The organism is Stenotrophomonas sp. SMYL20 (assembly GCF_036320045.1).
Classification (GTDB): Bacteria; Pseudomonadota; Gammaproteobacteria; order Xanthomonadales; family Xanthomonadaceae; genus Stenotrophomonas; species Stenotrophomonas maltophilia_A.
Map to the genome: position 1 here is coordinate 101,065 of NZ_JAWIRT010000016.1, position 24,137 is coordinate 125,201.

At 66.1% G+C, this 24,137-nt stretch carries 17 protein-coding genes; 11 read left to right on the forward strand and 6 right to left on the reverse strand.

Annotated elements, in window-relative coordinates; translation table 11 throughout:
* The first annotated feature begins 71 nt into the window (after nt 1–71).
* The 7 genes from V3B48_RS13750 (at nt 72) to V3B48_RS13780 (ending at nt 12,115) form a co-directional block, all read left to right on the forward strand.
* A complete protein-coding gene (locus V3B48_RS13750; protein WP_329893890.1) occupies nt 72–3,149 on the forward strand; it encodes a TonB-dependent receptor in 3,078 nt (1,025 codons plus the stop codon).
* A 251-nt stretch (nt 3,150–3,400) separates the two neighbouring features.
* Nucleotides 3,401–5,005: a glucoamylase family protein gene (locus V3B48_RS13755; protein WP_032129772.1), complete on the forward strand. Its 1,605-nt coding sequence runs from the start codon at nt 3,401–3,403 to the stop codon at nt 5,003–5,005.
* A gap of 4 nt (nt 5,006–5,009) precedes the next feature.
* Nucleotides 5,010–6,350, forward strand: a complete 1,341-nt coding sequence (locus V3B48_RS13760) for a sugar ABC transporter substrate-binding protein (RefSeq protein ID WP_329893892.1) — start codon at nt 5,010–5,012, stop codon at nt 6,348–6,350.
* The gene (locus tag V3B48_RS13765) at nt 6,347–7,228 is read left to right on the forward strand and encodes a sugar ABC transporter permease (protein ID WP_006378065.1); all 882 of its coding nucleotides are present in this window, start codon (nt 6,347–6,349) and stop codon (nt 7,226–7,228) included. Before V3B48_RS13760 ends, V3B48_RS13765 begins: the two co-directional genes overlap by 4 nt.
* Nucleotides 7,225–8,061, forward strand: a complete 837-nt coding sequence (locus tag V3B48_RS13770) for a carbohydrate ABC transporter permease (protein ID WP_006378064.1) — start codon at nt 7,225–7,227, stop codon at nt 8,059–8,061. The genes V3B48_RS13765 and V3B48_RS13770 overlap by 4 nt, the downstream gene beginning before the upstream one ends.
* Nucleotides 8,058–11,225: a discoidin domain-containing protein gene (locus V3B48_RS13775; protein ID WP_329893893.1), complete on the forward strand. Its 3,168-nt coding sequence runs from the start codon at nt 8,058–8,060 to the stop codon at nt 11,223–11,225. Before V3B48_RS13770 ends, V3B48_RS13775 begins: the two co-directional genes overlap by 4 nt.
* Nucleotides 11,226–11,227: 2 nt before the next feature.
* Complete coding sequence (locus V3B48_RS13780) at nt 11,228–12,115, forward strand: endonuclease/exonuclease/phosphatase family protein (RefSeq protein ID WP_329893894.1); 888 nt, start codon at nt 11,228–11,230, stop codon at nt 12,113–12,115.
* Nucleotides 12,116–12,444: 329 nt separating this feature from the next.
* Here the strand turns inward: V3B48_RS13780 and rne are convergent, their stop codons facing one another.
* Nucleotides 12,445–15,711, reverse strand: a complete 3,267-nt coding sequence (gene rne, locus V3B48_RS13785; RefSeq protein WP_329893895.1) for a ribonuclease E — start codon at nt 15,709–15,711, stop codon at nt 12,445–12,447.
* A 407-nt stretch (nt 15,712–16,118) separates the two neighbouring features.
* Between rne and V3B48_RS13790 the strand changes: the two genes are divergently transcribed.
* Nucleotides 16,119–17,093, forward strand: a complete 975-nt coding sequence (locus V3B48_RS13790) for an RluA family pseudouridine synthase (RefSeq protein WP_049401092.1) — start codon at nt 16,119–16,121, stop codon at nt 17,091–17,093.
* 549 nt (nt 17,094–17,642) lie between these two features.
* On the opposite strand, the gene zupT is transcribed toward V3B48_RS13790, so the two are convergent.
* The 3 genes from zupT to V3B48_RS13805 all read right to left on the reverse strand — a co-directional run bounded on the left by zupT (nt 17,643) and on the right by V3B48_RS13805 (nt 19,314).
* Nucleotides 17,643–18,452: a zinc transporter ZupT gene (gene zupT, locus V3B48_RS13795; protein WP_006456115.1), complete on the reverse strand. Its 810-nt coding sequence runs from the start codon at nt 18,450–18,452 to the stop codon at nt 17,643–17,645.
* A 98-nt stretch (nt 18,453–18,550) separates the two neighbouring features.
* Nucleotides 18,551–18,967 carry an energy transducer TonB gene (locus V3B48_RS13800; protein ID WP_032129663.1) on the reverse strand — a complete coding sequence of 139 codons (417 nt, stop codon included), beginning with the start codon at nt 18,965–18,967 and terminating at the stop codon, nt 18,551–18,553.
* Nucleotides 18,964–19,314: a 4a-hydroxytetrahydrobiopterin dehydratase gene (locus V3B48_RS13805; RefSeq protein WP_006456031.1), complete on the reverse strand. Its 351-nt coding sequence runs from the start codon at nt 19,312–19,314 to the stop codon at nt 18,964–18,966. Before V3B48_RS13805 ends, V3B48_RS13800 begins: the two co-directional genes overlap by 4 nt.
* Before the next feature lie 90 nt (nt 19,315–19,404).
* Here V3B48_RS13805 and V3B48_RS13810 point away from each other — a divergent pair, with 90 nt between their 5' ends.
* Complete coding sequence (locus V3B48_RS13810) at nt 19,405–20,004, forward strand: NfuA family Fe-S biogenesis protein (protein ID WP_032129662.1); 600 nt, start codon at nt 19,405–19,407, stop codon at nt 20,002–20,004.
* Between the two features lie 10 nt (nt 20,005–20,014).
* Nucleotides 20,015–21,781 carry a hypothetical protein gene (locus V3B48_RS13815; protein ID WP_329893896.1) on the forward strand — a complete coding sequence of 589 codons (1,767 nt, stop codon included), beginning with the start codon at nt 20,015–20,017 and terminating at the stop codon, nt 21,779–21,781.
* A gap of 558 nt (nt 21,782–22,339) precedes the next feature.
* On the opposite strand, the gene V3B48_RS13820 is transcribed toward V3B48_RS13815, so the two are convergent.
* Together V3B48_RS13820 and V3B48_RS13825 are read right to left on the reverse strand one after the other, a co-directional pair.
* The gene (locus V3B48_RS13820) at nt 22,340–22,753 is read right to left on the reverse strand and encodes a barstar family protein (protein ID WP_032129660.1); all 414 of its coding nucleotides are present in this window, start codon (nt 22,751–22,753) and stop codon (nt 22,340–22,342) included.
* Nucleotides 22,753–23,217 (reverse strand): ribonuclease domain-containing protein, encoded by a 465-nt coding sequence (locus V3B48_RS13825; RefSeq protein WP_329893897.1) that lies wholly within the window; start codon nt 23,215–23,217, stop codon nt 22,753–22,755. Before V3B48_RS13825 ends, V3B48_RS13820 begins: the two co-directional genes overlap by 1 nt.
* Before the next feature lie 219 nt (nt 23,218–23,436).
* Between V3B48_RS13825 and V3B48_RS13830 the strand changes: the two genes are divergently transcribed.
* Nucleotides 23,437–24,048: a superoxide dismutase gene (locus tag V3B48_RS13830; RefSeq protein ID WP_005410310.1), complete on the forward strand. Its 612-nt coding sequence runs from the start codon at nt 23,437–23,439 to the stop codon at nt 24,046–24,048.
* Nucleotides 24,049–24,137: the final 89 nt, after the last annotated feature.

Genomic DNA, 24,137 nt, shown 5'->3' on the forward strand with positions numbered 1-24,137 from the left:
GAGGCGTTCCTTCTTTTTTGATTGATCGCAGGGACCGCGCGAGCGGTCACCGCCACCCGGAGATTGAGTTGATGATGCACACCACCTTCCGCACGCCGGCACGCCGGCTGCTGAGCACCGCACTGGTCAGCTGCCTGATGCTGGCCGCTGCTCCGAACGTCATGGCGCAGTCGGCCAATGCCAGCCTGCGCGGCCAGGTTTCCGGCGCCCAGGCAGGCACCGAAGTCACCGCCACCAACGTAGCCACCGGCACCGTCCGCCGCGGCACTATCCGCGCCGATGGCAGCTATTCACTGATGGGCCTGGATCCGGGCACCTACAACGTGGTCGCCAACGGCCAGTCGCAGAAGGTCACTGTCACCGTGGCCTCGACTGCTACCCTGAACTTCGCCGGTGCCGCCAGCAGCACCCCGGGTTCGACCGCGGCCACCAACCTGGACACCGTCAACGTTGTCGCACCGACCCTGCTGCAGGAAGTGCGCACGTCCGAAGTCGGCAAGACCGTCAGCCTGCAGCAGATCCAGACCACGCCGCAGGTCTCGCGCAACTTCCTGGAATTCGCCGACGCGGTGCCAGGAATGATCTTCACCCGCGATGCCAAGGGCAACACCTCGCTGCGTGGCGGTGCCACCAACTCCGACGGCACCAACGTCTACATCGATGGTGTGGGCCAGAAGAGCTACGTGAAGGGCGGCGGCATTTCCGGCCAGTCCGGCAGCGCGGGCAACCCGTTCCCGCAGCTGGCCATCGGTGAATACAAGGTTATCAGCGGCAACTACAAGGCCGAGTACGGCCAGGTGTCCAGCGCCGCGATCACCGCTGCAACCAAGTCGGGTACCAACGAGTTCAAGGGCGAGACCTTCTACCGTTACACCAACGACAGCATGCGTGCGATGACCCCGGCCGAACGCCAGCCGGGCAAGAGCAAGGAAGAATCGGCAGAGAAGGAATACGGCTTCGCGCTGGGTGGCCCGATCATCAAGGACAAGGCCCACTTCTTCGTCACCTATGAAGCCAAGCGCTTCGACCTGCCGGTGACCATCGCGCCGGATGGTGCGGTGAGTTCGGCGGCCGCCAATCTGCCCGCCGATGGTCTCGCGGGTCTTGGCCCGGCCAGCCAGCCGTTCCAGCAGGACCTGATCTTCGCCAAGATCGACTTCGAGCCGACCGATAACGATCGTATCGAGCTGACGTTCCAGGACCGTGACGAAACCCAGCAGCAGTTCAGCGGTCAGACCGCCAAGGTGCATGGCAAGGTGGTGGACAACACCGACCGCCGTTATGCGCTGCGCTGGAACCACAGCGGTGAGCGTTTCTACAACGAGTTGATGGTGACCCACGAGGAGGCCTTCAACAATCCGTTGCCGCTGACCTACGGCAACGGCATCGTCTACACCGCGCCGGATTTCGGCGATGCTGACCGCAACCAACCCCTCGAAAAGACACTGGTGCAGGTTGGCGCGGCCGATGCATTTGCCTCACAGGTGAAGGGTCAGAAAGGCTGGTCGATTGAAGATAACCTGACCCTGGACGGTCTGCAGTGGGCGGGCGATCACACCATCAAGATGGGTGCAAAGTACAAGCAGATCGACCTGTACGCCTCCGACGCGGCGCAGATCAATCCGCAGTTCTTCTACACCATCGACAACCCGGCGTTCCCGTCGACCACGCCTTACAAGGCGCAGTTCACCAAGGCCAGCACCGGAGTCACTGGCGTGGCGTCGGAAGTGCGCGCCAAGGTCAAGCAGATCGGCCTGTTTATCCAGGATGATTGGCAGGTCAATGATCATCTGCAGTTGAACATCGGCCTGCGCTGGGATTACGAGAAAAACCCGATCTATACTGATTTTGTTACGCCGCCGGAAGTGGTCAACGCGTTGTTCTCGCAGGACAACTTCGCGCCTCCGGGGCAGACCTACGCGCAGACGCTGGCGCTCAGTGGCTTGAACGTCAACGATTACATCAGCACCGGTCACAACCGCAAGAACTTCAAGAACGCTTGGCAGCCGCGCCTGGGCTTCTCTTATGACGTCAACGCCGATGAGCAGCACGTGTTCCACGGTGGCGCCGGCCGTTCCTACGATCGTGACCTGTTCGACAACCTCGCATTGGAAACCACCAAGTTGGCACTGCCGCAGCCGACCATCAATTTCCGCGACCCGGCAACCGGCGCCTGCATTTACGGGAGGACTCCGTGCTTTGACTGGAACCCGAACCTGCTCAATGGCATTGAGAACGTGCAGGCTCTGCTGGGTGCAACCAGCAACCAGGGCATGGAAATCGATCTGCTGAACAACAACATGAAGGTGCCTTACGCGGATCAGTTCAGCTTGGGCATGAGCAACCAGTTCGGCGAGTGGCTGACAGACGCCACGATTGCTCGCACGCTGACCTATGATGGCTTTGCATTCACGCTGGGGAATCGTTTCCCCAATGGCAACTTCTTCGATATGCAGACGCTGTGTAAGTCGGGGCCGACCTACGGCCAGCCTTGGGACTGCAATGTCCCCGGCTTCGGCAGCCTGATCATCGGCCAGCAGGGCATCAAGACCCGCTCCACCCAGATCCTGCTGTCGGCGCAGAAGCCGTACAGCAAGGAAAGCGGCTGGGGCACCTCGATCGCCTATACCTGGACCAATGCGCGTCATAACCGCAACATCAACGAGCACTATTCGTTCGATCGCGGCACCATCGGTGAATACCCGACCATCAAGTCCAACGGCGCGCCGCGTCATCGCCTGGTGGTTACCGGCTCGTATGACGGTTTCTGGGGCATCACTTTTGGTGGCAAGCTGACCCTGGCCACACCGACCCCAGGAAACGATTGGTCCTGCATCGCGCAGGCCGGCAATTCGAACTGCTTGCCGACCCCGGCTGCCGGCACGCCGTCGGGCAATGGCCACTTCCTGCTCGGCGGCAAGATCTTCGGCTACCGCTCGCTCGACCTGCAGGCGACCAAGACCTTCAAGCTGGCCGGCGATACCGAGCTGTATGCTCGGATCGACATCATCAACGTGCTCAACTTCGACAACTTCTCGAACCTGAACTACGTGAAGAGCGATGGCAAACTGCTGGTCAGCTACAACGAGACCGGCGACATCATCGGTACGCCGCGCCAGGTCAAAGCCGAAGTGGGCTTCCGCTTCTAAGCGGATCCGCCTGAAGCAATACCCCGATGCCGCCGCTCCGCCGGCGGCATCGGCAGGAAGAAAAAAGGCAATGGCCGGCCCCGTGCCGGTCCATTGCCCATGCCGCTGCCGGCCAGGCGGCAGCGGCATGGGCAATGATCGCGGTGTCAAACCACGTTTTTCGTGGTTTTTTCAGAACGCATCTTGTAAACGATTTCAGATCATTGGACGGTATGCTTTCCCATCGATCAGACCACCGGAGAAATCGCGCCATGCAGGCACGCCATCTGTTGTCCGCCGCGGCGTTGAGCCTGGCCGTTGCTGCCTGCCAGCCGGCCCAGCAGGAGCCTGCCAAGCCGCGGCCGCCGGTGATCCTGATCGAGGCCGACGCGCCGCCGCGGCCGATGAAGCCGGTGCTGCCACCGCTGTTCGATGACATCGAGCGCCGTACCTTCCAGTTCTTCTGGGATACCACCAACGAGATCAACGGCCTGACCCCGGACCGCTATCCGTCGCGGCCGTTCGCCAGCATCGCCTCGGTCGGCTTCGCGCTGACCGCCTATCCGATCGGCATCGAGAACGGCTGGGTCAGCCGCAACCAGGCGATCGACCGCACCCTGACCACGCTGAAGTTCTTCCGCGACGTGCCGATGGGCCCGCAGCGCACCGGCAAGGCCGGCTACAAGGGTTTCTACTACCACTTCCTGGACATGCAGGAAGGGCGTCGCTACGACAGCTGGGTTGAACTGTCCTCGGTGGATACCGCGCTGCTGATGATGGGCGTGCTGTTCGCGCAGTCGTACTACGACGGTGACGATCCGCGCGAGAAGGAGATCCGCCAGATCGCCGACACGTTGTACAAGAAGGTCGACTGGCCGTGGCTGCAGCAGCGTGCGCCGCTGATCTCGATGGGCTGGTTCCCGGAGAGCGGCTTCATCGACCACGACTGGATGGGCTACAACGAGGCGATGATGGTCTACATCCTCGCCCTGGGTTCGCCGACGCACCCGGTCAGCCCGGATGCGTGGACGGTGTGGACGCGCACCTACGACAACGACTGGGGCGTCTACCAGGGCCAGGAATACCTGTCGTTCGGCCCGCTGTTCGGCCACCAGTACAGCCATGTCTGGATCGACTTCCGCGATATCCAGGACGCGTACATGCGCGAGCGCGGCAGCACCTACTTCCTCAACAGCCGCTCGGCTGCGCTGGCCCAGCGCGAGTACGCCATCGCCAACCCGATGCAGTGGAAGGACTATGGCGAGAACGTATGGGGCCTGACCGCCAGCGACGGCCCGCAGAACACCACCCAGGAGTACCGCGGCGAGCAGCGCCAGTTCCGCCACTACTCCTCGCGCGGCGCCGGCCTGCGCGAGAACTTCGATGACGGCACCATCGCCCCGACCGCCGCGATCGCCTCGGTGGTGTTCGCGCCCGAGCAGGTGATCCCGGCCACGCTGGAAATGCACAAGCGCTACGGCGACTACATCTATTCCAGCTACGGTTTCCTGGATTCGTTCAACCCCAGCTTCAACTACGACATCCCGATCAAGACCGGCCGCCTGGTGCCGGATCGCGGCTGGGTCGCCAGCGATTACATCGCCATCGACCAGGGCCCGATCCTGACCATGATCGCCAACTACCGCGATGACTTCGTCTGGGAAGTGATGAAGAAGAACCCGTACATCCGCAAGGGCCTGGAACGGGCCGGGTTCAGCGGTGGCTGGCTGGCACCGGAAGGTTCGTTCCAGCCGCTGGAACTGCAGAAAGACGAAAAGGCCGCGGCGGCACGCGCGGTGGGTATCGCCGAATCACGCGCGGCTGCCGCGCAGGAACAGAAGAACAATGCCAACCGCAATACAGGCCAGGGCAAGTAACCCGATGCCGAACTGGATCGACCGCCTGCGCCGCTGGGCGCTGCCTGCCCTGGCCGTATTGGCCGTGGCCGGCTGCGCCCGAACCGAACCGGGCACCACCACCGTGCGCTTCTGGGCGATGGGACGCGAGGCGGAGGTGGTCAGCGAGCTGATCCATGAATTCGAGGCCGAGAATCCGGGCATCAAGGTGGATGTGCAGAACATTCCGTGGACCGCCGCGCACGAGAAGCTGCTGACCGCGTTCGCCGCGGACGGCCTGCCGGACGTGTGCCAGCTGGGCAACACCTGGGTGCCGGAGTTCGCCGAACTGGACGCGCTGACGCCGCTGCAGCCGTTCGTGCAGCGTTCGTCCGTGGTCGACCCGAAGGACTATTTCCAGGGCATCTGGGATACCAATGTGATCCACGGCGAACTGGTAGGCGTGCCGTGGTATGTCGATACCCGCCTGATCTACTACCGCAAGGACCTGCTGGCCAAGGCCGGCTATGACCACCCGCCGCGCACCTGGCAGGAGTGGAACGAGCAGATGGCGGCGATCAAGCGCATGCAGGGCCCGAACCGCTATGCGGTGCTGATGCCGATCAACGAGTTCGAGCAGCAACTGTCGCTGGCCCTGCAGCAGCCGGATCCGCTGCTGCGCGACGACGACACCCGTGGCAATTTCTCCAGCCCCGGCTTCCGTCGCACGCTGGGCTTCTACGCCAACATGTTCGAGCAGGGCTGGGCGCCGAAGATGTCCGAGACGCAGATCTCCAACGTCTGGGACGAGTTCTTCCGTGGCTTCAACGTGTTCTACATTTCCGGCCCCTGGAACATCCGCGAGTTCAAGAAGCTGCAGCCGAAGGAGCTGGAAGGGCAGTGGGGCACCGCCGCGCTGCCGGGTCCGGACGGCCCGGGCGCGGGCATCGCCGGTGGCACCAGCCTGGTGATCTTCCGCAAGTCGCAGCAGAAGGAGGCCTCCTGGAAGCTGATCGAGTTCCTGTCGCGACCCGAAATCCAGGCGCGCTTCCATTCGATCATCGGCGACCTGCCGCCGCGCCGCAGTACCTGGAACGCGCCGTCGCTGGCCAACGATCCGCTGGCCGCTGCGTTCCGTGACCAGCTGGAGCGGGTCAAGCCGACGCCGAAGGTGCTTGAATGGGAGCGCATCGTGCAGGAAATGCGCATCGTCACCGAGAAGGTGGTGCGCGGCGGGCTGCCGCAGGACAAGGCCGTGGAAGAACTGGACCAGCGCGTGGACAAGGTGCTGGCCAAGCGCCGCTGGATGCATGAACAACAACGCCTGCAGCAGCGCGTGCCGTCGCCGCAATCGAGCAGTGCCGTGGCCGCCGGGAGCGCGCAATGAAACGTACCTCGCTTGCCGGCTGGATTTTCGCCGGTCCCTCGCTGATCGTGCTGGGCATGTTCTTCGGCCTGCCGGTCGCCTCGGCGCTGGCGCTGAGCGTGACCGATTTCGACCTGTATGCCTTGGCCGACAGCAGCAACCTGCGCTTCGTCGGCCTCGGCAACTACATCGATCTGCTGCAGACGCCGATGTTCTGGAAGTCGCTGTGGAACACCACCTACTTCGTGTTGATCGGCGTGCCCTTGTCGATCGGTGTGTCGCTGGGCGCAGCCATGCTGTTGAATGCACCTGCCGCGCGTTTCAAGGCGCTGTTCCGCACCGCGCTGTTCGCGCCGGTGGTGACCACACTGGTGGCGGTGGCGGTGATCTGGCGCTACCTGTTCCATACCAGCTACGGCCTGGTGAACTACGGCCTGGGCCACCTGGGCATCAGCCCGATCGACTGGCTGGGTGATCCCAACTGGGCGATGCCGACCATCATGCTGTTCGCAGTGTGGAAGAACTTTGGCTACAACATGGTGATCTTCCTGGCCGGCCTGCAGGCCATCCCGCATGACCTGTACGAGGCCGCCCGCATCGACGGTGCCTCGCGCTGGAAGCAGTTCCTGCACATCACCCTGCCGATGCTCGGCCCGGTGCTGCTGGTGGTCGGTGTGATCACCGTGTCCGGCTACTTCCAGCTGTTCGCCGAACCGTATGTGATGACCCGCGGCGACCCACTGCAGAGCACCGTCAGCGTGCTGTATTTCATGTTCGAGGAAGGCTTCAAGTGGTGGAACCTGGGACGCGCCTCCGCGGTGGCGTTCCTGCTGTTCCTGATCATCCTGGCGGTGACCACCGTGATGCTGCGTTTCGGCCGCAAGAGGCAGTTGGTATGAGTCGTGAAATCGGCCAGTCGCGCTGGTACCCGTGGTTGATCAATGGTGCGTTGCTGGTGCTGGCCCTGGTCAGCCTGGCACCGCTGCTGTGGATGCTCTCGGTTTCGTTCATGCCACAGGGCGAGGCGACCCATTTCCCGCCGCCGCTGCTGCCGTCCAGCATCACCACGCGCAACTACCATGAGTTGTTCGCGCGCACCGGCATGGGCGGCAATTTCGCCAACAGCCTGCTGGTGTCGGTCGGCATCACCCTGGGTTCGCTGCTGCTCAACACTATGGCCGGCTATGCCTTCGCCAAGCTGAACTTCGTCGGCCGCGAGCGCCTGTTCCAGGTGCTGATGGCGGCGCTGGTGATTCCGGCCCAGGTGGCGATGCTGCCGCTGTTCCTGCTGATGAAGCAGCTCGGTCTGGTCAACAGTTTCGGCGGCGTGATCGTGCCGGCGCTGGCCAGCGTGTTCGGCATCTTCCTGGTGCGCCAGTACGCGCGTTCCATTCCGGACGAACTGCTGGAAGCGGCCCGCATCGACGGGGCAGGGGAGCTGCGGATCTTCTTCCAGATCGTGCTGCCGATGCTCAAGCCGGTGCTGGTGACCCTGGCGATCTTCACCTTCATGGGCGCATGGAACGATTTCATGTGGCCGTTGATCGTGTTGACCGACCAGGAGCACTACACTTTGCCGGTGGCGCTGGCCACCCTCTCGCGCGAGCACATCATGGACGTGGAAATGATGATGGCCGGCGCGGTGGTCACCGTGGTTCCGGTGCTGGCGCTGTTCCTGGTGCTGCAGCGGTACTACATCCAAGGTCTGTTGCTGGGGAGCGTCAAAGGATGAAGCGAGCGATCGCCGTTGGACTGGGCCTGTTGTGGACCTCCCTGGCGATCGCCGCACCACCGGCGCTGCCGGCACCGAAGGTGCTGGACGACTTCGACGACATCGCAGCCTGGAAGCTGGTGCTGTCCGACCAGGTCAGCGGATCGCTGCGACCGGTCAGCGGCGCCGGTGGTGGCCGCGCGCTGTGCCTGGACTATGACTTCCACGATGTCTCCGGTTACGTCGGCATCCGCCGCGCGCTGAACATCGAATACCCGGTCAATTACCGTTTCGGTTTCCAGCTGCGCGGTGATTCACCGGGCAACGACCTGCAGTTCAAGCTGATCGATGCCAGCGGCGACAACGTCTGGTGGGTCAATCGTCCCGGCTACAGTTTCCCCAAGGCGTGGACGCCGGTCGAGTATCGCCGTCGCCAGATCGACAAGGCGTGGGGGCCGTCGCCCGAGAAAGAGATGGCACGCAGCGCTGCGGTCGAGTTCACGATCTACAGCAAGGTCGGCGGCCGCGGCACAGTGTGCTTCGACAAGCTGACCCTGCAGGGCCTGCCAGTCCAGGATGACTCGGCGCTGGTGCCGTCGGTGATCGCCGATACCGCCACCGCGCTGCAGGACCGCATGATCGACGGCAAGAGCGATACGTTCTGGATCAGCGGTGGCGTCAAGCAGCAGACCATCAGCCTGGACCTGCACAAGAGCCGCGAGATCGGTGGTGCGGTGATCGACTGGCTGCCGAACCTGGAAGCCCGCCGCTACACCGTGCGCACCTCCGAGGATGGCCGCGACTGGCGCACCGTGCGCGAAGTCACCAGTGGTGCCGGTGGCCGCGACTGGCTGGCGCTGCCGGACATCGATGCGCGCTACGTGCGCTTCGATCTGCAGGACGGCCCGAACTGGCGCTACGGCATCCGCGACATCGCGCTCAAGCCGCTGGCCTTTGCTTCCACCCCGAACGCATTCCTGTCCTCGGTCGCCGCCGACCTGCCACGGGGCTCGCTGCCTCGTGCCTATGTGGGCGAGCAGCCGTACTGGACCCTGCTCGGCCTTGATGGTGGCCAGGAACAGGCATTGATCAGCGAGGATGGCGCACTGGAGCCGGCCAAAGGCAGCTTCAGCATCGAGCCGTTCATCCGCCTCGATGGCAAGCTGCTGGACTGGTCGAAGGTGGCCATCACCCAGTCGCTGCAGGATCACTACCTGCCGATCGCCAACGTCGACTGGGTCCATGAGAAGGTCGGCCTGGCAGTGACCAGCTTCGTGCAGGGTACGCCGGAGCGCGCGCAGCTGATCGGCCGCTACCGTCTGAGCAATCCGGACAAGGTCGCGCACGAGTACACCCTGGCGCTGGCGATCCGCCCGTGGCAGGTCAACCCGCCCACCCAGTTCCTCAACACCGTCGGTGGTTTCAGCCGCATCGATGCATTGGACGTGGGTGAGCAGCTGGTGCGGGTCAACGGTGAGCCGCGCATCTACCCGCTGCAGGTGCCGGACGCGCGCTTTGCCAGTACGTTCGACGGCAAGCTTGATGCGATGCATCTGGAAAGCGGCACGTACCCGGCGACCACAGCGGTGAAGGACAGTACCGGCATGGCGTCGGGTGCGCTGATGTACACGATCAAGCTGGAGCCTGGCCAGAGCCGTGAAGTAGCGGTGGTGCTGCCACAGACCGGTGGCTGGGCACCGCAGGCGCTGGACGTGGCCAAGGCGCAGGCGCAGGTGGCCGAGCAGTGGCGCAAGAAGCTGGGCGTGGTCTCGCTGCAGGTGCCGGCTGCGGGCCAGGCGCTGGTGGATACCCTGCGCACCGCGGTCGCGCACATGCTGATCTCGCGCGTCGGCCCACGCCTGCAGCCGGGCACGCGTTCGTATGCGCGCAGCTGGATCCGCGATGGCGCGATGATTTCCGAGGGCCTGTTGCGCATGGGCCGCAGTGATGCGGTGCGCGACTACATCAACTGGTATGCGCCGTATCAGTTCGAGAACGGCAAGGTGCCGTGCTGCGTCGATGCCCGCGGCAGCGACCCGGTGCCGGAGAACGACAGCCATGGCGAGTTGATCTACAGCATCGCCGAGTACGGGCGCTACACCGGCGACAGCACTTTCACCGAGCTGATGTGGCCGCATGTGCAGGGCGCCTACGGCTACATGGAGCAGCTGCGCGCCAGCGAGCGCACCGAGGAGAACCGGGCACGCAACCCGGCCTTCTACGGCATGATGCCGGCCTCGATCAGCCACGAAGGCTATTCGGCCAAGCCGATGCACTCGTACTGGGACAACTTCTGGGCACTGCGCGGCTACAAGGACGCGGCCCTGCTGGCGACCCAGCTGGGCAAGGTCGAGGCGATGCAGATCGCCGAGTCGCGCGACCAGTTCCGGGATGATCTGCAGGCCTCGCTGCTGTCCGCGATGCAGCAGCACAACATCGACTACCTGCCGGGCTCGGCCGAGCTGGGTGACTTCGACGCGACGTCGACGACCATCGCACTGGCCCCGGGCGGCGAACAGGGCAGGTTGCCGCAGCCGGCGCTGGAGGCGACCTTCGAACGCTACTGGAACGAGTTCGTTGCCCGTCGCGACGGCAAGCGCGAGTGGAAGGACTACACCCCGTACGAGTGGCGCAACGTGGCCGCGTTCGTGCGCCTGGGCTGGCGCGATCGCGCTTGGCAGGCCACCGAGTTCTTCTTCAAGGACCGCGCACCGCAGGCCTGGAACCAGTGGGCCGAAGTGGTTTCGCGCACGCCGCGCAGGCCGTTCTTCGTCGGTGACCTGCCGCATGCCTGGGTGGCCTCGGACTTCGTGCGCTCGGCCTTGGACATGTTCGCCTACAACCGCGACATGGACGAGTCACTGGTGCTGGCCGCCGGCGTACCGACCGCGTGGCTGCAGGGCGAGGGCATCGCCGTGCAAGGCCTGCGTACGCCGCAGGGCCAGCTCAACTACCGCCTGCAGCGCAGCGACAAACAGCTGGTGCTGGAGGTGCAGCCGGGCCTGGTGCCACCGGTGGGAGGCGTGGTGTTGCCGTGGCCATACGCCGGTGAACCGGGCGAGGCGAGTATCAACGGCGAAGCAGCCGAGTGGGTCAACAAGGAACTGCACGTGCACCAGCTGCCGGCGCGGGTTGAGATCGACGTACCGAGCGCAGTGCGCCGCGCCGAACGCAAGGGGCAGTAACGATGAAGCAACAGGGGGCAAGGGTGCGCACGTCGGTGCGTGCCCTGGGGCTGGCAATTGCATTGGCAGTGCCGGGCGCGGTGATGGCGGCCGAGCCGGCTGCCGCGAACGCGGCGCCCGACGTTGCCAGCGCAGCGGGCATGAGCATGGTCACCTTCAACCTGCATCATGACCGCGAAGACTGGCCGAGCCGGCGCCGCACCATCCTGGCCGAGCTCAAGCGCCTGCAGCCGGATGCGGTTGCCCTGCAGGAGGTGATCCAGCGCCGCAACGTGCGAAACCAGGCGCAATGGCTGGCCAGCCAACTCGGCTACAAGTACGTGTTCGTATCCACCGATCCGATGGACGCACCGAAGCGCTACGGCAATGCGTTGCTGACCCGGCGGCCGATCCTCGCCCGTGGTGATCATCTGCTGCTGCCGTTGGACGACTACCGCACCGTGGCTCACCTGCGCATCGACGTCGACGGCACGCCGGTGAACGTCTACGCCACGCATCTGAACGAGCGCAGCGATGAGAGTGGGCAGCGCATCCGTCGCACCCAGGTCGAGGACCTGCTGCGCTTCATCACAACGACGTCGGCCGGTGCGCCGGTGGTGATCGCGGGCGACTTCAATGCGCTGGTGGATGCTGGCGACCTGAGCGAGCTGCGCAGCCACTACGGCGACAGCTACGGTAGCGTGCACGTCAATACCGACCTGTCCGGGGTCAGTACGCTCAACCGCCACTATTACCAGGCGCCTTCGCGGATCGACCACATCTTCTTCCAGCAGGACGAGATGGTCGCGCGCGAGGCGAAGCTGCTGTTCGACCAGCCCGATGACAGCGGACGCTGGGCCTCGGACCACTACGGCGTGTGGACCCGCCTGCAGTTCGCACCGAAGCCCTGACGGAGCAGGCTCCGGCAGGTGCCAACCTTGGTTGGCACGAACGTGTCCGCGTGCACTGAATCAACGGCGCCAACCAAGGTTGGCCTCTACCAAAGCAGTGACCGTGCGCGGGTTGTGCGCTGGTTGGCCTCCACCAATGCAGTGACCGTGCGCGGGGTGTGCCCTGGTGGGTGCCAACCTTGGTTGGCACGGACGTGTCCGCGTTCGCTCAATCAACGGCGCCAACCAAGGTTGGCTTCTACCAAAGCGAAGCCAGCGCCAAACGCACACACAAAAACGGCGGGGATCATTGATCCCCGCCGTTTCGTTTTCACGCGATCAAGGAGCGATCAGTTCGCCGGCGGCGTGCGCTTGGCGGCCTCTTCGTCTTCTTCATCGGTCTTGGCTTCTGCTGCCTGGGCCGCAGCGTCGGCATGGCCATCGGCGACCGGGTCGATCGACGGCGTCACCACCGCTTCGGCGACCGGGGCAGCGGCCTCGATCGGTGCGGCTTCCACCGCCACCGGAGCGACCGGCTGTTCGGCGGCCGCGACGGGCTCGACGACCGGCTTGGCTTCAACCACCGGCGTGGCCTCAACGGCCACCGGCTTGGCTTCAACCACCGGCGTGGCCTCAACGGCCACCGGCTTGGCTTCAACCACCGGCGTGGCCTCAACGGCCACCGGCTTGGCTTCAACCACCGGCGCGGCCTCAACGGCCACCGGCTTGGCTTCAACCACCGGGGCGGCTTCAACCGCGACCGGCTTTGCTTCGGTCACCGGCGCGGCAGCGGCTACCGGCTGGGCCGGGGTCGCGGCGTCGATGGCATCGAGCATGCTGGTCTGCACCGGCGAGGACACCGCTTCGGTCTTCGCAGCAGCTTCGACCGGGGCCTGCACTTCAGCCACGACCGGGGCGGCGGCTTCGACCACAGCGCTGCTCACCACGGCAACCGGTGCGGCGGCAACAGCGGCGGCAGCACGGACCGGTTTCGCGGCATCGGCAGCGGCCGGTTCGGCTTCGTCATCAAAGTCGAACTCCGGCTGCGAACGGGCCGGCTGCGCAGCAGCGACCGGCACAGTGCCGGCAGTGCTGTCGACGCTCGGCTCGGCGCCGTCGGCGTCGTCACCGTCGTCACCATCGTCCTGGTCATCGCCCAGAGCGTCGCTGCCGGCGGCGTTCTCGGCGCCACCGCGACGACGGCGACGGCCACCGCGACGGCCGCGACGACGGCGGGTCGCGCCTTCGCCGGTCTGCTCGCCATTGGCGTCGGTTGCAGCCTCTTCACCGGCAACCGCAACCACATCGGTCTCGCTGGCGGCGTTGGCAGTGGTGTCGACCGGTGCTGCGGCTTCGGCCGGAGCGGCGGCCACCGGAGCAACCGGCGCGGTCGCTTCCTGCGCGGTCACCGTATTGGCGGCGACCGCCGTGGCGGCCACGGCTGCAGCCGCGGTCACGGCTTCGGCCGGTGCTTCTGCGGCGTTGCGCTGCGGCTTCTCGGCCGGCTTGTCACCGTCCTGCTGCGGGCGCGGCTGCTTCGGCTGCTTCAGCTTTGGCTGCTGCGGGTTCTGGCCCTGCTGCTCGTTGCGCGGCTTGTTCTGCTGCTGCGGCTGGTGCTGGCCATCCTTCTGCTGCGGCTCCTTCTGCTTGCCCTGCTGCGGCTGCTGCTGGGCATTGCCATTGTTACCGTTGCGGCCGTCCTTGCTGCGCTGCTCACCGCGCTCCTTGCGGTTGCCGCCGTCCTTCTGCTGCTGCGCGTTGCCGTTGCCGCCGTTGCCACGGTTGTCGTCGCGACGGTCCTTGCGGTCCTTGTTGCGATCCTTGTTGCGGTCCTTGCGGCCGCCGTCCTGCTGCTGGCGGGCGACCGGAGCCGCCGGTGCCGGTGCCGGTGCCGGTTCGCCACCGAACACGCGCTTGAGCCAACCGATCACGCCGCCGCTCGGGGCCGCTGCAACCGGCGCTGCCACGACCGGGGCCGGTGCCGCTGCGGCCGGCTCCACTTCCTCGCGCACCGGGGCGGGGGAGGTGTGCTTGACCTGGGTCACCGCCGGCGGCGGGATGTTCAGCTGACCCTTGGTCAGCGCGTGCACCGGCAGCTTGCGCGGGGTGCCGCGCTGGTAGCTGGGCTTGTTGCTCTCTTCACCCAGCTCGTTCTCACGCAGGCGGGTGACGGTGTAGTGCGGGGTGTGCAGCTGCTCGTCGGCGACGATCACGATCGGCGCCTCGTGGCGCTGCTCGATCTCACGCAGGGCGCTGCGCTTTTCGTTCAGCAGGTAATTGGCGATCTCCACCGGGGCCTGCACCAGCACCTGCCCGGTGTTCTCCTTCATCGCATGCTCTTCGGCGACGCGGATGATCGACAGCGACAGCGACTCGACGCTGCGCATGCGGCCGTGGCCGTCGCAACGCGGGCAGACGATCTGGCTCGACTCGCCCAGGCTCGGGCGCAGGCGCTGGCGGCTCATTTCCAGCAGGCCGAAGCGCGAGATGCGGCCGACCTGCACGCGCGCACGGTCGTACTTCAGCGCGTTGGCCAGGCGGTTCTCGACCTCACGCTGGTGCTTGTTGGAGGCCATGTCGATGAAATCGATCACCACCAGGCCGCCCAGGTCACGCAGGCGCAGCTGGCGGGCCACTTCCTCGGCCGCTTCCAGGTTGGTCTGGAAGGCGGTGTCCTCGATGTCGCTGCCCTTGGTGGCGCGCGAGGAGTTCACGTCGACGGCGGTCAGCGCTTCGGTCTGGTCGACCACGATCGAGCCGCCCGACGGCAGGCGCACGTTGCGCTCGTAGGCGCCTTCGATCTGCGATTCGATCTGGAAGCGGTTGAACAGCGGGATGTCGTCCTTGTAGTGCTTGAGCTTGCGCAGGGTCTGCGGCATCACCTGCTGCATGAACTCGCGGGCATGCTCGTACATCTCCTCGGTGTCCACCAGGATCTCGCCGATGTCGGCGCGCAGGTAGTCACGCAGGGCACGCACGATCAGGCGCGATTCCTGGTAGATCAGGAACGGGGCCGGCTTGCTCAGCGCGGCTTCGGCGATGGCACGCCAGACGTTGAGCAGGTAGTCCAGGTCCCACTGCAGCTCTTCCGCATCGCGGCCGACGCCGGCGGTACGGATGATCACGCCCATGTCGTCAGGGATGTTCAGCTTGTCCAGGGCGTCCTTCAGGGCGGCCCGGTCTTCGCCCTCGATGCGACGGGAGACACCGCCGGCGCTGGGCGAGTTCGGCATCAGCACCATGTAGCGGCCGGCCAGCGAGATGAACGTGGTCAGGGCGGCGCCCTTGTTGCCACGCTCTTCCTTGTCGACCTGGACAACGATCTCCTGGCCTTCCTTCAGCAGTTCGCGGATGCCGGCCTTGTTGTGGTCGACACCGGCCTGGAAGTAATCGCGGGAGATTTCCTTCAGCGGCAGGAAGCCATGGCGGCCGCCACCGTATTCAACGAAGGCCGCTTCCAGCGAGGGCTCGATGCGGAAGATCCGGCCCTTGTAGATGTTGGACTTCTTCTGTTCCTTCGACGGCTGCTCGATGTCGATGTCATACAACGACTGGCCATCCACGATGGCAACACGCAGCTCTTCAGCCTGCGTGGCGTTGATCAGCATTCGCTTCATTGTTGCGTTCCTCGCAAGCGGCTACCGCGCGGAACGCCATGGGGTTTCGCCTCTGGACACGGTTCGCCGCCCATTCGCGCAAGCGCGGGGAGGGCGGCTTGGGTTTCCAGCGCTACGACACCACGGCAGGCCGCGGGAGCGCTTCACTCTTATGGGTTTTGGGGTGTTACAGGCCGCAGGCAGCTGTCAGCCAGGCTGGAGCGCCACGCGGGACATGTTCAGCACGGTTGCGTGTCAGGCATCCGGCGATGGCCGGGAAGGCCGGTGAGCCGCTAACATGGCCGCCCCGCGGGCGGTGGTCGCGCACTGTGCCGGATTCGTCGGAAGCTGGGCTTCTGGCCCTGAGTAACTTCCAACGAAATCAATCCCTTATCTCGCCCCCCGAGTGTAACAGAATAAACAGCCTGATGACTGCCCAAGACCCCACCAAACCCGCTGGCGACAAGCCTTCCGTGCGCATGATCACCGTTCCCGCCGACCGTGCCGGCCAGCGCCTGGACAACTTCCTGCTCGGCCAGCTGAAGGGTGCCCCGCGCAGCCTGGTCTACAAGCTGGTGCGCAGCGGCCAGGTACGGGTGAATGGTGGCCGCGCCAAGGCCGAACGCAAGCTCGAGGCGGGTGATGAGGTGCGTGTGCCGCCGGTCCGTCTCACCGAAGAGGGAGACAAGGCCGGTCCGCCGGAGGCGTTCATGCGCCGCCTGGAGCAGGCCATCGTCTTCGAGGATGCCCGCCTGCTGGCCCTGAACAAGCCGACCGGCGTGGCCAGCCACGGCGGCAGCGGCATCAGTTTCGGTGCCATCGAGACCCTGCGCGCCCTGCGCCCAGGCCAGACCCTCGAGCTGGTCCACCGGTTGGATCGCGACACCTCGGGCCTGCTGATCGTGGCCAAGAAGCGCTCCGCGCTGAGCGAACTGCAGGCGCTGCTGCGTGAAGATCACGGCGCCGGCATCCGCAAGCGCTACCTGACCCTGCTGGCCGGGCGCATGCCGGACGGCGTGATGACGGTCGATGCGCCGCTGCACGTGGGCCTGCGCCAGGGCGGCGAGCGCCATGTGCAGGTCAATGCGATCGGCAAGGAATCGATCAGCCACTTCCGTGTGTTGGAGCGTCGCGGTGGTCATTCCTACTGCGAAGTCCGCATCGAGACCGGCCGTACCCACCAGATCCGCGTGCATGCCCAGCATCTGGGGCATCCGGTGGCCGGAGACGACAAATACGGCGATCCTGCGGTCAACAAGCGGCTTCGTGAGCAGATCGGGCTGAAGCGTCTGTTCCTGCACGCGGCCTCGCTGGAGTTCGCACTGGACGATGGCAAGAGCCCGTACGTGCTGAACGCGCCGCTGGCCGATGAGCTGGTCGAGGCGCTGGACCGGCTGCGCTGACGGCGGTTCGGCGGCGCCGGGTGCTTGGTCGGCGCCGTCGCTTCCCTGCGATGAGTGGGCTTGTCACTTTCTTTGCTCGTGCAAAGAAAGTAACCAAAGAAACACGCCGCCATCCGCGAGCCGGCGCTGCGCGCCGGTGCCCTGCGCTCCTCGGTCCGCCGAGGGGCGGCGCGGAACTCGCTGCGCTCAGACACCCGCGCCTCTTCACCCTCGCCGGACCTGCGGTGCTCGGCTAGCTACAAGGCGGACCAGACAGCCGCAGCGTAGACCCATACCCGCACGTAGCCTTTGTAGAGTCGAGCGACGCTCGACTCGCGCGCGCAGCGCGGGCTTCGCTTTCTTATTCTTTCATCGCGTGGCTGGCACGCACAGAAAAATGACGGGGCACGGGCGGGGGCGGCTTGCAGGGGTGTCCGCCGCATGGATGCGGCTGCCCCACCACCAAGGGAGGTAGGGCGCCGGCCCCGCGCACACCCCCCCGCCCGTGACCTCTCGATGCTGCGGGACGTACCAGCCGCGAGGGGGCTCAGCCCGTTGGCCGCAAACCCCTCACCACTTGAACAGCACCAGGCTGATCGCCAGCGTGCCCATGCCTGCCACCAGCCCGTACACCGTCTCGTGGCCCTTGGCATAGCGCTTGGCCGCCGGCAGCAGTTCATCCAGCGCCAGGAACACCATCACGCCGGCGATCAGCCCGAACACCCAGCCGAAGGTGGCGTGCGACAGCGACCCGGACAGCAGCCAGTAGCCGAGCGCCGCACCCACCGGTTCGGCCAGGCCGGACAGAAGGCTGGCACTGAACGCGTAGAACTTGTTCTGGGTGGCGAAGTACACCGGCACCGCAATGGCGATGCCCTCGGGAATGTTGTGGATGGCGATGGCGAAGGCCAGCGGCATGCCGACCGACGGACTCTCCAGCGTGGCAAAGAAGGTTGCCAACCCTTCCGGGAAATTGTGCGCGGTGATCGCGATCGAGGTCAGCAGGGCAACCCGCTTCAGGTACTCGCGGCTGTTCTCGCGGAACGCCGGGTCCTGCTTGTCTAGGCTGTCATGCGGGTTGGGGATGAAGTGGTCGATCAGCACGATCACGATCACGCCCAGCAGGAAGGCCAGAGTGCCGTAGGTGAAGCCGGTGCGCTCGCCATAGGCCAGTGCGAACGAGGCAATGGACTTGTTGAGGATCTCCGACAGCGACACATAGACCATCGCACCGCCGGCGAAGGCCAGGCCGAAGGCCAGCAGGCGCGGGTTGGGGCGGCGCGAGAACAGCACCAGCAGGCTGCCGATGGCGGTGGCCAGGCCGGCCGCGAGGGTGACCGCCAGTGCGATCCAGACATTTTCGGGGGGAATCTGCAGCATGTACCGACGCGGTCCTGGTCAACAGACAACCGCCCCGGATGAACCCGGGGCGGGGAGGGCGAGGCGGGCGTCGGCTGGCCTCGTCGGGGAGCGCGCGATCAGCCGCCGCGGCGCAGGCGTTCTTCGATGGCGAAGCACTGGTCCGGCTTCGGCTGCGGCGGGTTGAAGCTCACCGGCACCTGGATGGTGGCCGGCACGGGCTGGCCGTTGCGGGTGGCGGCATTGAACTGCCAGCCCTGTACGGCGGTCCTGGCCAGCTCGTCCAGCTGGGGGTTGCCGGCGCCGGTCAGCAGAGCCACTTCGCTCGGCTTGCCGTCGGTGCCGATGGTCACCTTGAAGGTGCTGGTGCCGCCCACACCCATGCAGGCCAGCTCAAGCGGGTACTGCGGCGGCGGTGTCTTCACCGCAGCCACTTCGGTGGGCGGCGGCGGTGGTGGTGCCGCTGGTTCGGACGCGCCACAGCCGGCCAGGCCGGTCGCAGCGATCAGGGACAGGCTCAGCAAACGTACGTTCATGGCAGTTGCTCCGTCAGGGCCGAAGTCTTCGCCGCACAGATGAAGTCGTTCTCGCTCAGGCCGCCCACATCGTGGGTGGAGAAGCGCACGACCGCGCGATCGTAGTGCACGCCCAGGTCCGGATGGTGGTCCTCGCGATGGGCGATCCAGGCCAGCGCGTTCACGAAGGCCATGGTGGCGTAGTAATCCTTGAAGCGGAAGGTGCGCGACAGGGCCTGGCCGCCCTCGCTCAGCTCCCAGCCGGGAATCTGCGGCAGCAGTTCGGCCAGGCGGGCTTCGCCAAGCTTGTGATCGCTGCCTTTGCGCGGCACGCAACGGGCCTGGGCCAGTGGAATCAGGTCGGCCATGGGAATCTCCACCTCGTGTTGACTGAACAATGCGCCGGACGGTGTATAAACCGAATGAGCGGTTGACGCTTACTTGGCTAGAATAGCCTGATGATCCAGATCTCCGACACTGCCCAGACCCATTTCCGCAAGCTGATCGAACGCGAGGGCGTGCCCGGCATGGGCGTGCGCTTGAGTGCGGTCGAGCCCGGCACCCCGCGCGCCGATGCCCGGCTGGAGTTCGCTGAACCGACCGACCTGCTCGGTGACGAGTGGGCGGTGGACTGCGATGGCTTCACCCTCTACGTCGATGCGAGCAGTGTCGGCTGGCTCGATGGCGCCGAGATCGACATCGTCGCCGGCACCGCCGGTACCCAGCAGTTGACCATCAAGGCGCCGCGCATCAAGGGCGAGGCCCCCGGCGATGCCGCTTCGCTGGTCGAGCGCGTGCACTGGGTGGTGGAAAACGAAGTCAATCCGCAGCTGGCCTCGCATGGCGGTAAGGTGGCCGTGCAGGAAGTCTCGTCCGACGGCGTGGTGCTGCTTCGCTTCGGTGGTGGCTGCCAGGGCTGTGGGATGGCCGACGTGACGCTCAAGCAGGGCATCGAGAAGACCCTGATGGGCCGCGTGCCGGGCGTGACCGCCGTGCGCGACGCGACCGACCATGACAGCGGCCACGCGCCGTATATCCCGCGCGGCAACGTCGCCTGACCGCTGACGCGTGCCTCTGACCCGGGCCGAGCAACTCATCGAACTGCTGCTGGCCCGCCAGCAGCCACGCGCCGTCCTCGAGAAGTCCACGCGCCTGCCCTATGGCTGGGCGCTGTGGCTGCGCTCGCTGGGCCCGCTGCCGCGGCCGTTCCACGCCCGCGAAGTGATTGCGGTATTGCTGCCGCGCCCGCTGCCTGGAGCGCCGGGCCAATCACCCCGGCTGTCGCCGTGGCAGGCGCTGCGCCGGTTGTTCTGGCAGGACTGGGACGCTGCGCCGCGCGATCAGCGCTGGATGCGCTGGACCTCGGCGTTGGCCAGCGCGCTGCTGCACCTGCTGTTCTTCATGCTGCTGCTGTGGGTTGCGGTGATCCGCACCACGGCACCGGAAGCAGAGGGCGCCGAAGGCGAGCGTGTGCAGGTGGAATTCGTCGGCCGCGCCTCCCAGGAGGGCGGAGGCGATCAGCCGGGTGCCGAGGCGGCTGCGGCTGCACCGGCCGGCCAGGTTGCCGCCGGCCAGGCAGCAGGGGCCGCGACTGCACCTGAGCCGCGTCCTGCGGCCGCGTCGGCGCCTGCGCCTGCACCGGCTCCAGCACCGACAGCCAGCGCGCCGTCGCCGCCGGCCGAAGCCGAGCCGGCCCCGCTTGCGGCCCCGCCACCGTCGCCGGTGCAGGCCACCGAAGTGGCGCAGGCCAGCACGGATTTCGTGGTGCCGCCGGTCAGCGTGCCGCGCACCGAGGTCAGCATCGTGCCGCGTGACACCACGCCCACGGTGCGCGAGCGCAGCGTGCAGCCGGTGCAGGCGCCGCCAACCCCAACCGCGATGCGTGCGCCGCAGATCGCGGTGCGGACGCCGCAGCTGCGTGACATCCCGGTGCAGGAGCGCGAAGTCAGTACGGTCGATGCACCGGCGGTGTCGCAGCCGCTGCGCACGACCGATGTGCAGGTGCGCGTGCCGCAGCGCGACGTACAGGTGCGCGAGCGTGAAGTGCAGGCGGTGGTCGATCCGCAGGTGCGGATGGCGACCGTCGCCGGTCGTGAACCGGCAGTGCATGCGCCGGCGGGTCGTGACGTACAGGTGCGCGAGCGCGAAGTAGCCTCGGCACCGGTGGCAGCCCCTTCGTCTTCCAGTGGCAATGCACCCGCGGCAACGCCCGCGCCGGCGGCCAATGGCAGCGCGACGCAGGCGAGCAGCAGCGCCGCGCGGCCTGCTGCATCCAGCACGACCCCGGCCCAGGCCGGAGCGCGCCCGGCCCCCAATCCGGGCAACTGGGCCACGCCCGCCAAGGGCGATGACTGGGGTGCATCGAGCCGCAACCAGGACGGCGCCGACAAGGGCGCCCGCCAGGCCAGTACCAGCGGCAAGGGCAGTGGCCTGTTCAATGCCGATGGCAGCGTCCGCGTGCCGGGCCAGGAAGGCGAGGGTCGTGCCGAGCGCGGTGCCCCCGGTGGTGCCAACGATGGCTGGAGCAAGGAACGCATCGCGCAATCGGGCACCTGGCTGAAGCGACCGCCGTACGACTACACGCCCACTTCGTTCGACAAGTACTGGGTGCCGCAGGAATCGCTGCTGGCCGAGTGGGTGCGCAAGGGCGTCAAGGCGATGGAGATTCCGTTGCCAGGTACCAGTACGAAGATCTCCTGCGTGATCTCGATTCTGCAGGCCGGCGGTGGCTGCGGACTGACCAATCCGAACATGCAGGACCAGCCAGCGGTGGCACGACCGCCGCCGGACATCCCGTTCAAGAAAGAGCTGCAGGAAGACAACGGGAGCCGCTAACGGCTCCCGCTGTCCACGCATGTTTCCTTATCCCCGCGCCGTTGGCGCGCCCCCTTGAACAACAAGGGGGCTTTTCGATGGACCCATCGCGGGATGTGACGGCCATGCTGGCGCGCTTTGGTAGGTGCCAACCTTGGTTGGCACAGACGCGCCGACCAAGGTCGGCATCTACCGGAGCACGTGCGCCGACCAGGGTCGGCCTCTACCTGGGTGGTGACCTCACGCGCTCTGCGACAGAAACACCCAGAACGGCAGGTCTCCGCCAACCCACTGGCCGGCCCGCGCTTTGGTAGGTGCCAACCTTGGTTGGCACAGAAGCGCCGACCAAGGTCGGCATCTACCGGAGCACGTGTGCCGACCAGGGGCGGCCTCTACCTGGGTGGTGACCTCACGCGCTCTGCGACAGAAACATCCAGAACGGCAGGTCTCCGCCAACCCACTGGCCGGCTCGCACTTTGGTAGGTGCCAACCTTGGTTGGCACAGAAGCGCCGACCAAGGTCGGCATCTACCGGATGCACGTGCGCCGACCAGGGGCGGCCTCTACCTGGGTGGTGACCTCACGCGCTCTGCGACAGAAACACCCAGAACGGCACGTCTCGGCCAACCCAGTCGCGGCTGGCTTCGTCCATTACGTCCAGCAACGTGTCGAAATCCTTCTGCGTGGAGGCGCGCAACGTATCCACGTCGGCCAGGAACAGTGCGTAGCCGTTGGCTGGCAGCCACTGCAGGTCGCGCAGGTTGTCCGACAGTGCATCCCAGTTGCCGCCGAAGCCGGCAGGGAAATCCAGTTGCGCGGCCAGCCGGGCCAGCAGGGTGCGCTTGTCGGCCACGCCTTCCAGGTCGATGCGGATCACCTTCAGCCCGGCATCGCGCATCGCCGCGGCCAGTGCGCCGATGTCGTCGCTGTCGATGGCGTAAACGCCGGCATTGTTGATGTCATGCAGGCCGAGGCCGAAATCATCGTGGCTCATCACTGCGCTCCCTGGGCCGGTACGGTGAAGCTGCGGAACGATTCGTAGTGGTCGTCGGTGTAGTACCACGCCTCCGGCGGATCGCCGCCGGTGACGATGCGGCGAGCGCCACGGGTGCGCGCACCGGGGGTGTCGACGGTGTATTCGCGGTAGTAGCCGCGCGGGCGCTGCGGCAGCTGCTGTTCGCGGTTGCCGAACGTGCTGCCGTCCTGGCGGTGCGGGAACGGGCCGCCACGCTGGATCAGGGCGATGGTCTGCCGGGCTTCAGCGGGCAGGAATGCGGGCAGGCCGCTGTCGTTGCCGGTTGCGGGCGTGGCCGTGGTCGGCGCCGGCGCGCGCGCGGCAGGCGCACCCTGCAGGTCCGGCGCGAACTGCGGCGTCGGCGGGCGCTGCATGAAATGGTTGGCGACCAGGCCGAGCAGCAGCAGGGCGATGGCGGTGATCAGCAGCCGGGGGTTGCGCATGGGCAGGGGTGGGCGAGGGTGGTGCGGGCACTGTAGCGCCTGTGCGCTGCACGGTGCATGAGGACGGCGTCGCGTCACTGCTGCGTAACAATTGCCGTCATGCTCACTGGCAGGACGCAATTTCCTTTACATCCCCCTTGGTAATCTGGCGGTCTGTCCCCATCATTCACCGCGCAACGCCCGACACCGTCGGGTGCCCTCGCAATCAGGAGATGCATCATGGCCTATACCCTGCCCAAGCTGTCCTACGCCTACGACGCGCTGGAACCGCATATCGATGCGGCGACGATGGAAATCCATCACACCAAGCATCACCAGACCTACATCAACAACGTCAACGCGGCGCTGGAAGGCACCGAGTACGCTGACCTGCCGGTCGAAGAACTGGTGAAGAAGCTCAAGTCGCTGCCGGAGAACCTGCAGGGTCCGGTGCGCAACAACGGTGGCGGCCATGCCAACCACTCGCTGTTCTGGACCGTGATGGCTCCGAATGCTGGCGGCAACCCGGTGGGCGACGTGGCCAAGGCCATCGACAAGGACCTGGGCGGCTTCGACAAGTTCAAGGACGCCTTCACCAAGGCGGCGCTGACCCGTTTCGGCAGCGGCTGGGCGTGGCTGAGCGTGACCCCGGACAAGAAGGTCGTGGTCGAGAGCACCGGCAACCAGGACAGCCCGCTGATGGAAGGCAACACCCCCATCCTCGGCCTGGACGTGTGGGAACACGCGTACTACCTGAAGTACCAGAACCGTCGTCCGGAATACATCGGCGCGTTCTTCAACGTCATCGACTGGAACGAAGTCGAGCGCCGTTACCAGGAAGCGATCGCCTGATCGCGGTAACGGGATGAACTGAGAAGGCCGGGGGAGACCCCGGCCTTTTCTGTTGCAGGAGTCATTCGGTAGTGCCGGGCGCGGGGCGG

Bases quoted from the DNA above. Each gene is read 5' to 3' on its own strand.
- V3B48_RS13790 (WP_049401092.1), top strand. From the start codon at position 16,119: ATGACTGCCCAAGACCCCACCAAACCCGCTGGCGACAAGCCTTCCGTG.
- V3B48_RS13755 (WP_032129772.1), top strand. From the start codon at position 3,401: ATGCAGGCACGCCATCTGTTGTCCGCCGCGGCGTTGAGCCTGGCCGTT.
- V3B48_RS13820 (WP_032129660.1), bottom strand. From the start codon at position 22,753: ATGAGCCACGATGATTTCGGCCTCGGCCTGCATGACATCAACAATGCC.
- V3B48_RS13750 (WP_329893890.1), top strand. From the start codon at position 72: ATGATGCACACCACCTTCCGCACGCCGGCACGCCGGCTGCTGAGCACC.
- V3B48_RS13810 (WP_032129662.1), top strand. From the start codon at position 19,405: ATGATCCAGATCTCCGACACTGCCCAGACCCATTTCCGCAAGCTGATC.
- zupT (WP_006456115.1), bottom strand. From the start codon at position 18,452: ATGCTGCAGATTCCCCCCGAAAATGTCTGGATCGCACTGGCGGTCACC.
- V3B48_RS13825 (WP_329893897.1), bottom strand. From the start codon at position 23,217: ATGCGCAACCCCCGGCTGCTGATCACCGCCATCGCCCTGCTGCTGCTC.
- V3B48_RS13760 (WP_329893892.1), top strand. From the start codon at position 5,010: ATGCCGAACTGGATCGACCGCCTGCGCCGCTGGGCGCTGCCTGCCCTG.
- V3B48_RS13800 (WP_032129663.1), bottom strand. From the start codon at position 18,967: ATGAACGTACGTTTGCTGAGCCTGTCCCTGATCGCTGCGACCGGCCTG.
- V3B48_RS13830 (WP_005410310.1), top strand. From the start codon at position 23,437: ATGGCCTATACCCTGCCCAAGCTGTCCTACGCCTACGACGCGCTGGAA.
- V3B48_RS13765 (WP_006378065.1), top strand. From the start codon at position 6,347: ATGAAACGTACCTCGCTTGCCGGCTGGATTTTCGCCGGTCCCTCGCTG.
- V3B48_RS13775 (WP_329893893.1), top strand. From the start codon at position 8,058: ATGAAGCGAGCGATCGCCGTTGGACTGGGCCTGTTGTGGACCTCCCTG.
- V3B48_RS13780 (WP_329893894.1), top strand. From the start codon at position 11,228: ATGAAGCAACAGGGGGCAAGGGTGCGCACGTCGGTGCGTGCCCTGGGG.
- V3B48_RS13805 (WP_006456031.1), bottom strand. From the start codon at position 19,314: ATGGCCGACCTGATTCCACTGGCCCAGGCCCGTTGCGTGCCGCGCAAA.
- V3B48_RS13770 (WP_006378064.1), top strand. From the start codon at position 7,225: ATGAGTCGTGAAATCGGCCAGTCGCGCTGGTACCCGTGGTTGATCAAT.
- rne (WP_329893895.1), bottom strand. From the start codon at position 15,711: ATGAAGCGAATGCTGATCAACGCCACGCAGGCTGAAGAGCTGCGTGTT.